The 8,451-nt window shown below is 40.2% G+C and carries 9 protein-coding genes and 2 pseudogenes; 3 read left to right on the top strand and 8 right to left on the bottom strand.

The window, feature by feature from the left end; genetic code table 11:
* A pseudogene (locus B4033_RS02560) lies at window positions 1-242 on the bottom strand (NADP-dependent oxidoreductase); the annotation flags it as partial.
* 143 nt (window positions 243-385) lie between these two features.
* On the opposite strand from B4033_RS02560, the gene B4033_RS02555 reads away from it, so the two are divergent.
* Complete coding sequence (locus tag B4033_RS02555) at window positions 386-994, top strand: TetR/AcrR family transcriptional regulator (RefSeq protein ID WP_286831867.1); 609 nt, start codon at window positions 386-388, stop codon at window positions 992-994.
* Between the two features lie 104 nt (window positions 995-1,098).
* The gene (locus B4033_RS02550) at window positions 1,099-1,329 is read left to right on the top strand and encodes a hypothetical protein (protein ID WP_005093650.1); all 231 of its coding nucleotides are present in this window, start codon (window positions 1,099-1,101) and stop codon (window positions 1,327-1,329) included.
* 83 nt (window positions 1,330-1,412) lie between these two features.
* On the opposite strand, the gene B4033_RS02545 is transcribed toward B4033_RS02550, so the two are convergent.
* From B4033_RS02545 to B4033_RS02535, 3 genes are all read right to left on the bottom strand, one after another.
* Complete coding sequence (locus B4033_RS02545; protein ID WP_286831864.1) at window positions 1,413-2,540, bottom strand: alkene reductase; 1,128 nt, start codon at window positions 2,538-2,540, stop codon at window positions 1,413-1,415.
* A 201-nt stretch (window positions 2,541-2,741) separates the two neighbouring features.
* The gene (locus B4033_RS02540) at window positions 2,742-3,419 is read right to left on the bottom strand and encodes a type 1 glutamine amidotransferase domain-containing protein (protein WP_286831862.1); all 678 of its coding nucleotides are present in this window, start codon (window positions 3,417-3,419) and stop codon (window positions 2,742-2,744) included.
* A gap of 75 nt (window positions 3,420-3,494) precedes the next feature.
* The gene (locus tag B4033_RS02535; RefSeq protein ID WP_286831860.1) at window positions 3,495-4,652 is read right to left on the bottom strand and encodes an iron-containing alcohol dehydrogenase; all 1,158 of its coding nucleotides are present in this window, start codon (window positions 4,650-4,652) and stop codon (window positions 3,495-3,497) included.
* Between the two features lie 184 nt (window positions 4,653-4,836).
* On the opposite strand from B4033_RS02535, the pseudogene B4033_RS02530 reads away from it, so the two are divergent.
* Window positions 4,837-5,043, top strand: a pseudogene (locus B4033_RS02530) (IS3 family transposase); the annotation flags it as partial.
* A gap of 213 nt (window positions 5,044-5,256) precedes the next feature.
* Here the strand turns inward: B4033_RS02530 and B4033_RS02525 are convergent.
* From B4033_RS02525 to B4033_RS02510, 4 genes are all read right to left on the bottom strand, one after another.
* Window positions 5,257-5,559 carry a putative quinol monooxygenase gene (locus B4033_RS02525; protein ID WP_000920558.1) on the bottom strand — a complete coding sequence of 101 codons (303 nt, stop codon included), beginning with the start codon at window positions 5,557-5,559 and terminating at the stop codon, window positions 5,257-5,259.
* 334 nt (window positions 5,560-5,893) lie between these two features.
* A complete protein-coding gene (gene fghA, locus B4033_RS02520) occupies window positions 5,894-6,724 on the bottom strand; it encodes an S-formylglutathione hydrolase (protein ID WP_286831849.1) in 831 nt (276 codons plus the stop codon).
* 228 nt (window positions 6,725-6,952) lie between these two features.
* Entirely contained in the window at window positions 6,953-8,065 is a 1,113-nt protein-coding gene (locus B4033_RS02515) for an S-(hydroxymethyl)glutathione dehydrogenase/class III alcohol dehydrogenase (protein WP_032056238.1), read from the bottom strand.
* Window positions 8,066-8,086: 21 nt separating this feature from the next.
* Window positions 8,087-8,362, bottom strand: coding sequence for a metal/formaldehyde-sensitive transcriptional repressor (locus B4033_RS02510; protein WP_001133624.1), 276 nt, complete (start codon window positions 8,360-8,362; stop codon window positions 8,087-8,089).
* Window positions 8,363-8,451: the final 89 nt, after the last annotated feature.

Genomic DNA, 8,451 nt, shown 5'->3' with positions numbered 1-8,451 from the left:
ACCACTTGACTGACTGTTCCACCGACCATCACTTCGCCAATTTCAACCGGTGCTGCATATGAAGGAGCATCACTCATGCGACCACGCATATAAGGATCGAGTGACAAGTAAATGGTTTTTAACAATATCTCGCCTTGTTTAAGTTCATTGAGTTCAACTTGTTCAATACGAAAATCGCTGTGTTTTGGCTCACCGACTGGCCGTTGAGCTAAAACGATACGTTGATTAATAACTGTTTTCACACATATAACTCCATGTTTTGTATAAAAGTATTTCTATTGATAATTGAAACTGTTGATTAAAACGTCTTTACATCAATTGTAGATGAGTTATAATAAAAAACAATACGACTGGTCTATTTTTTACAATAGAGTAAACAATTAATATGAAGCCTACCCCTATTAAGAAGTCTGAAGCGAAGCGTTTACACATTCTTAACACCAGTTCAGACCTGATTTTGCATAAAGGTTTTACCGGTGTAGGATTACAGGAAATTTTACAGAGCTGTGAGATCCCTAAAGGCTCGTTTTATCATTATTTCCAATCTAAGGAAGCTTTCGGATGTGAATTGGTACAGCATTATGTAGATAATTATCAAGTCCGTTTAAATGATGTATGGCGTAGCGATAAATCCCCTTATCAAAAGCTGATTGAGTATTTTAATTTATGGATAGAAGATCCTGAAACACAGTGTGGTTGGGCGGATAGCTGTTTAATTGTGAAACTTGCCGCAGAAGTTGCCGATCTATCTGAAGATATGCGCTCCATTATGTCCGCTGGCGTCGATAATGTAATCCAACGTATTGCTGCTTTAATTGATTTGGGAAAACAGGATCAGTCTATCCAAGCAGATACTGAGGCCTCGACGTTGGCACAAGTACTTTACCAAATGTGGTTAGGTGCAGCATTACTGAGTAAGTTGCAAAAAGATAAAACACCATTACATCAAGCTCTAAGAGCAACTAAATTTCTATTAAAAAGTGAAGATTCATAAAAATTAAATTGAATATCAATTACATAATTAATGATAGCAACCCAATGATTACTTATTAATGTGCTGCTATTAGATCAACTTACAATCCATGAGTATAGCGCACAATGAATTCTCCTTCTAAAGCCCTCATGACTCGTATTTTAGTTGGTTATTTAGGCTTATATCCCACACTATTACTGGTTCTCACTTTATTAAAGCCAATTACTCAGCATCAAAGTTTCCCGATGATGGTGTTGATTGAAGTCATAGTATTAGTGCCAGTAACGCAACTGATTTCTTTTCCACTGGCTGGTTGGCTCATTACCCAGATAAAAAATTTTAAGAATTTGTTTTAAGAAGAATTTATGCTGGCAACAGCAATCCTAAGTCCTTATTTTGCCAACCACAAAGGTTGGCAAAATAACTCACTTAGTCAATATTAATCTGCGTAAGCTGGATAATCAATATAGCCTTTTTCCGTCCCACCATACATAGTGCTTGCATCTACTGCATTCAATGGCCAGCCATTGGCGATGCGATCGGGTAAATCTGGATTCGCAATAAATGGGCGTCCAAATGCAATTAAATCGGCCAGTCCTGCCTCTAAAATTCGAGTCCCTCTTTCTGCCGTATATCGACCTGCATAAATAATCCGACCACTGAAAGTGTCTCTGACATCTCTACGAAAATCATGAGGAAGTTCTGGTGCATTATCCCAATCAGCTTCTGCAATAGATAAATAGGCAATCCCAACTTCTTCAAGTATTTTTATGGCTTCAATATAAGTCACATGTGGATCATCTTCAACCAACCCCATGTAAACACGATCTTCCTCTGTACTTTCAAATAGCGGGGCAAAACGCACTCCTAAACGATCTGCACCAACCACCTCAGCCACTGCCTCTACTACTTCACGTAAAAAACGCAAACGATTGTTTAGTGATCCACCATATTCATCTTCACGGTGGTTACTATGTGCAGAGATAAATTGATTCACCAAATAACCATTTGCACAATGAATTTCAACCCCATCAAAACCAGCAGCCAAGGCATTGCGTGCTGCTTGAGCATAGAGTTGCACTAATTCTTTAACCTCTGCATTGCTTAAAGCACGTGGCATGGAAGGATCAGCCAAGGTTCCTGCATTGGGCCCGGTCTCAATAAAGACTTTAACATTACTATCAGCCCTAATAGCCGAGGGCGCGACTGGTGATGCATGATTGGGTTGCAAAGATGTATGTGAAACACGCCCAACATGCCAAAGCTGTGCAAAAATAATGCCTCCTTTAGCATGCACTGCTTCCGTCACTTTACGCCATCCAGCAATCTGTTCAGAGCTGTAAATACCGGGTGTCCAAGCATAGCCTTGACCACGTGGCTCGATTTGCGTACCTTCGGTGACCATAAATCCTGCCCCGGCACGCTGTTGATAATAGGTTGCCATCAGTTCATTTGGAATATTCCCTGGCTGAGTACTGCGCGACCGCGTTAATGGTGGCAATACAATTCGGTTTCGCAAAACATAAGGGCCTAAGCTTAAGTTTTGAAAAAGTTTGCTGTCTTTCATTTCATTGTATCCAAGTAATCATGACTTAATTGATCTCAATTAAAAAAATACCCTTCCTTCCTGTATATAGAAAAATAAAGGAAGGAAAGCTATTCACTCAGGCCCTTCACCATTAAATGAGGGTTATTTTGCTTATTGCGCCCGTTGCTCAGAGTCAGAAGTTATTCACTGCTAAGCACCACAACAGACACTAGCTACTCTTTATTTCAACAATTGAAGTAATGCTGTAGCGGTTGCAGCAGAAGAGGCTGGATTTTGTCCAGTAACCAGCAAGCCATCTACTTGAACATGTACTTGCCAATCATCTACTTTAGAATAATGACCACCGTTTTCTTTAAGCATGTCTTCGACTAAAAATGGTACAATTTCAGTCAAGCCTACAGCAGCCTCCTCAGTATTGCTAAAACCAGTCACTAATTTACCGCTGACTAAAGGCGCTCCATTACTCGTTTTCACATGACGAAGAACACCTGGGGCATGACACACTGCTGCAACAGGTTTGCCAGACTGAATCGCCTGTTCAATCAGAGAAATTGAAATCGGATCTTCTGCTAAATCCCACAATGGACCATGCCCGCCTGGATAAAACACTGCATCATAATCAGCTACAGAAATTTCGCTAAGTTTATGCGTCTGTGTTAATGCTTGCATTGCAGTTGGATCTGCTTCAAAACGATGAGTGGTTTCAGTTTGAGCATCGGCTAAATTACTTTTCGGATCTAGTGGTGGCTGCCCACCTTGAGGCGACGCCAGCGTAACTTCAGCACCAGAGTCAATAAAGGTGTAATAGGGTGCAGCAAGTTCTTCTAGCCAGAAACCTGTTTTCTTACCAGTATTGCCAAGTTGATCATGTGAGGTTAAAACGATTAAAATTTTCATGTTATTTCTCCGATAATTTTCATGATTGAGGAGCATTGTTACAGGGTCAGAGCATGCCAGATACGCGCATTTAGCTTAGATGCTCATCTCGAGAATTTGGCGACTGATCTCTAATGAAACATTTTTATGTTCGCCTAGCTGTGTAAGATTATGTGATTTAAGTTGCGTAATGATGATCTCAATATCTGTCTCCCCCAGTCCATAATCGCTAAGACGAGTCGGCAATCCAAGTTGCTCAAAGAAGGCTCGAGTACGAGCAATAGCAGTATCAATACGTTGTTCTTCATCACCTTCGACAATCTGCCAGACACGAGCTGCATACTGTAGTAATTTTTCTCGCTTCTCTTGACGACGCACTTGTAGATTGGCCGGCAACACAATGGCCAAGGTACGAGCATGATCAATACCATGTAAAGCCGTGAGCTCATGCCCAATCAAATGGGTTGACCAATCTTGTGGTACACCAGCTCCAATTAGCCCATTCAGTGCCATGCTAGCAGCCCACATCAAATTCGCACGCGTGTCATAATCTGCTGAATCGTCCAAGATTTTCGGTCCAATCTCAATCAGAGTTTGCAATAGACCTTCGGCAAAACGATCTTGTACTTGTGCATTCACAGGGTAAGTTAAGTACTGTTCCATGACATGAATAAATGCATCGACCACGCCATTTGCTAACTGGCGCGTCGGCAAGCTAAAGGTTTTATTCGGATCGAGTACGGAAAATTGCGGAAAAACATAGGGACTGCTAAATGACAATTTGGCTTGGGTCGATTTTCTGGTGACTACCCCACCGCTATTCATTTCTGAACCAGTTGCCGGAAGGGTGAGTACACTCGCAAAAGGCAAAGCTTGAGTAATTTTAGTACCATGGGTTTCTAAAATCTCCCATGTATCCCCTGTATAATTGACTGCTGCTGCAATAAATTTAGTACCGTCAATTACCGATCCACCACCGACAGCCATCAAGAAATCAATTTTTTGTTCATGAATCAGCTCTACAGCTTTCATGAGGGTTTCATAACTCGGATTCGGCTCAATTCCGCCAAATTCATGAATTTCTCTTGCACCTAATGCTTCACGCACCTCAGCTAAAGTACCATTCTTACGTGCACTTTCACCGCCAAACAACATTAATACTTTTGCTTCTGTAGGCACATAGTCATTGATTTTAGCTATTGTATCGCCACCAAAAATAATGCGGGTCGGATTATAAAAGTTAAAATTCAGCATATTTTTATCCTAGGATGATCAACTAATTGATTTGAAAAACCACCGTTATTCATCAAATAAACTTTAAAAAAATTGGACAACACTGCGGCTTTTGACTGCACCATGTGCTAACTATACATAAAAATAGACCAGTCGTCTATTTTTATAAAAATTATTTCAGCTTGGCGACTTTAGTGATGGTTAAACACATTCAGGCTTGTTCTATACCACTTTTATTATTGATGTATTTTCACGAGCGATTGTTGGATGGAAGGTATCAACATGTATAACTATTGACATGGTCGTGAACGCATTGGCTGAAACAGTGAATGGCTCATACAAAATAGCAATGATTAAATATTTTAAAAGCAGATTGGCACGGTTTAGCAGATGTACAAATGCGACAGTAAATTAGATAGATTGGTTCAATATAAAGCATGTAAATAGTTGCATTCGTTTATTTACCTTGCCCTGTTCTGGATATTGACCCATTTAAATGATGAGATTAAGCCAATAAATAAAGTAGCCCAACTTGAATAAAAAGCCTCTGACAAACCTCACAGGGTTGAAGTGCTGCCTTTCATTCAAAATTTCAGGCAGCACACTCATACATTTAAGTGTCGGTTTAAGCTGGTAGTTTACTCGCCAAAACATCTACTTTTTCAATAGACGGTGGCTCTGAAAATAGCTCTTCGGCCTGAGCCATCAACGCAGCTGCAACCTTGCCAGATAAATGCGCTTGGCGACCCGCCTCATCAGGAAATGCATCAAATATACCAAATGTTGTAGGTCCAAGACGTAAGCCAAACCACGCAACTGTCGCAGGTTCTTCCATTACAATAGGTAAACCGGCTTTAAGGAAAGCTTCCACTTCATCTTCTTTACCCGGTTTAGCTTCAAGACGGACATATAAAGCTGTTTTAAGCATGACTAAAACTCCACAATTGATTAGAATTCAAACTGATTCTGACATTGCTAATGTATGCATGTCAGAAAGTTTTGTTGTGTAAAAGTTAAAAAAAATTCCCATAGCTGAGCCAAAATCTGGTTTTTTTATTTCGGCATAATGCTATGAATTTATTCAAGTTAATACCATTAACATTTGAATCAGAAAATTAAGATATGAGATGATTAAATTCAATCTTAGTTATATAAGGATCAATTGATTCGCCCTTAGATTTATAAGCTGACCTCTTTATCTGGAAATTATATTGCTCAAGAGGCATTCAAGAACAACATGTACATCCTCATATCTATGAAAGTTATTTAGCTAGGAATTTGCTGTGAAACTCTATATGTTTCTCTATAAAGCTCGCAATGAAGTAATAGCTATGGTCATACCCTTCTCTTAAGTTAAGTGTAAGAGGATATTCTTGTTCCAAACAAATATCACTCAGAAGCTTAGGCCTTAACTGTTCTTCAAGAAAATCATCAGCTGTTCCCTGATCGACTAAAATAGGTAAATGAACTTCAGCGTTTTTGATTAATTCAATCGCATCATAGCTTTTCCATAAAGTTTCGGTTTCACCTAGGTAGTGTGTGAAAGCCTTTTTCCCCCAAGGTACTTGGCTAGGTGCAACAATTGGCGCAAAAGCAGAAATACTTTTATACAGCTCAGGATTTTTTAACCCAATTACTAATGCACCATGACCACCCATGCTATGCCCCATAATGCTTTGGACTTGGTTGGTCGGAAAATTCAGATCAATCAGATTTCTGAGCTCTTCCACAATATAATCATACATTATGAAATGCTGTGACCAGGGTGCTTGTGTTGCATTCACATAGAATCCTGCGCCTTGGCCTAAATCATAATCTGCATGATCTGGTACATCCTCTCCACGTGGACTGGTATCTGGTACAACAATTATGACTTTATGTTCAGCCGCATACTTTTGTGCTCCGGCTTTAGTAATAAAGTTCTGTTCGTTGCAAGTCAGTCCTGATAACCAATATAAAACTGGCAACCGCTCATCTTTGTCATGAGGTGGCAGATATATTGAGAATTTCATTGAACAGTTTAGTGCTATTGACTGATGGCGATACACTTCTTGCGATCCACCAAAAGAAGCATGTTTCTCAATTATTTCCATAATCAATTACCTATGTTGAGCAAGACTTCATGAGAAATCGAGTAAACAAAGAGTCTGACATTCTCCACAGAGAATAGTGATAAAGATTTAAAATGTAGGCAGATTGATTGAACCTATAAACGATGCCTACACAGTTAGATCGGTTTTACAGATGATGTGCGGTTTTGGAGGATTCCATGCATGTCATTCATGATGCACATGCATGGAAAAGTATAAGGCCTGACGCAATTACTCGTAATGAATTACAGTACGAATTGACTTACCTTCATGCATTAGATCAAAGGCTTCATTGATCTGATCCAAGCCCATCGTATGTGTCACAAATGGTTCTAATTGAATTTTACCTTTCATGGCATCTTCAACCATTCCTGGAAGTTGCGTACGACCTTTTACGCCACCAAAGGCAGAACCTAGCCATTTACGACCAGTAACAAGCTGGAATGGACGGGTAGAGATTTCCTGACCTGCGCCAGCTACACCAATAATTACAGATTGTCCCCAGCCACGGTGTGCACTTTCAAGGGCTGCACGCATCACATTCACGTTACCAATACATTCAAATGAATGATCTACACCCCAGCCAGTCATTTCGACAATGACTTGCTGGATCGGTTTATCGTAGTCTTTAGGGTTCAAGAAGTCCGTTGCACCAAACTCTTTTGCCAGCGCAAATTTATCTGGATTCATGTCAACCACAATAATACGTCCTGCTTTAGCTTGACGTGCGGCTTGTACGACTGCTAGACCAATACCACCTAAACCAAAGACCGCAACACTATCACCTTCTTGTACTTTAGCCGTGTTGTGTACTGCACCGATACCCGTTGTTACACCACAACCTAGTAAGCAGACATGTTCGTGATTGGCTTCAGGATTGATTTTAGCCAATGATACTTCTGCCACTACCGTGTATTCACTGAACGTTGAGCAGCCCATATAGTGGAAAATCGGTTGACCATTGTAGGAAAAACGAGTGGTGCCATCTGGCATTACGCCTCTACCTTGAGTTTCGCGAACGGAAATACACAAGTTCGATTTTCCAGATTTACAGAATACGCACTCGCCACATTCAGCGGTGTAAAGTGGAATTACATGATCACCTGGTTTGACGCTAGTCACGCCTTCACCAACCTCAACGACAACGCCAGCACCTTCATGCCCGAGAATAGCGGGAAAAACACCTTCAGGATCATCGCCAGACAAAGTAAATGCGTCTGTATGACACACACCGGTATGGGAGATCTTGATTAATACTTCACCTTTCTTCGGTGGTGCAACATCAACTTCAACAATTTGAAGAGGTTGACCAGGACCAAACGCAACGGCAGCACGTGACTTCATGGAATAATTCCTTATACAGATCTATTTTAAATATGATTTTAGAATCTTGGCGATTTCAGCCAATTCTTCTTTTCGTTGTTGTTCTGTGGTTTCACCTGATACTAAAGTGTCCTTTAAATGAACCTCCAACATTTCATTCATCAAACCATTAATAGCACCACGCACAGAGCATATTTGTTGCAGAATTGCACCACATTCCACATTGTCTTCTAACGCTTTTTCAATCGCTTGCGTCTGACCTTTGATCTTTCTGACGCGTAGAAGAATCTTTTTTTTGTCTTCAACCTGATTAGGCATCAGACCTCCTTATTTGCTAGCATTAATACTATAGTACCCCATAGTATAAAAAAAACAATAATTTTTATAAATCGAAAATTAAAAAGATC

It is taken from the genome of Acinetobacter sp. UBA3132, from assembly GCF_002364825.1.
GTDB lineage: Bacteria > Pseudomonadota > Gammaproteobacteria > Pseudomonadales > Moraxellaceae > Acinetobacter > Acinetobacter schindleri.
This window is presented reverse-complemented; position numbering and strand designations above follow the sequence as displayed.

What these genes read in the sequence shown, in the direction of transcription:
- B4033_RS02515 (WP_032056238.1), bottom strand. Translation starts at nt 8,065, where the DNA reads ATGAAGTCACGTGCTGCCGTTGCGTTTGGTCCTGGTCAACCTCTTCAA.
- B4033_RS02555 (WP_286831867.1), top strand. Translation starts at nt 386, where the DNA reads ATGAAGCCTACCCCTATTAAGAAGTCTGAAGCGAAGCGTTTACACATT.
- B4033_RS02525 (WP_000920558.1), bottom strand. Translation starts at nt 5,559, where the DNA reads ATGCTTAAAACAGCTTTATATGTCCGTCTTGAAGCTAAACCGGGTAAA.
- fghA (WP_286831849.1), bottom strand. Translation starts at nt 6,724, where the DNA reads ATGGAAATAATTGAGAAACATGCTTCTTTTGGTGGATCGCAAGAAGTG.
- B4033_RS02510 (WP_001133624.1), bottom strand. Translation starts at nt 8,362, where the DNA reads ATGCCTAATCAGGTTGAAGACAAAAAAAAGATTCTTCTACGCGTCAGA.
- B4033_RS02535 (WP_286831860.1), bottom strand. Translation starts at nt 4,652, where the DNA reads ATGCTGAATTTTAACTTTTATAATCCGACCCGCATTATTTTTGGTGGC.
- B4033_RS02545 (WP_286831864.1), bottom strand. Translation starts at nt 2,540, where the DNA reads ATGAAAGACAGCAAACTTTTTCAAAACTTAAGCTTAGGCCCTTATGTT.
- B4033_RS02550 (WP_005093650.1), top strand. Translation starts at nt 1,099, where the DNA reads ATGAATTCTCCTTCTAAAGCCCTCATGACTCGTATTTTAGTTGGTTAT.
- B4033_RS02540 (WP_286831862.1), bottom strand. Translation starts at nt 3,419, where the DNA reads ATGAAAATTTTAATCGTTTTAACCTCACATGATCAACTTGGCAATACT.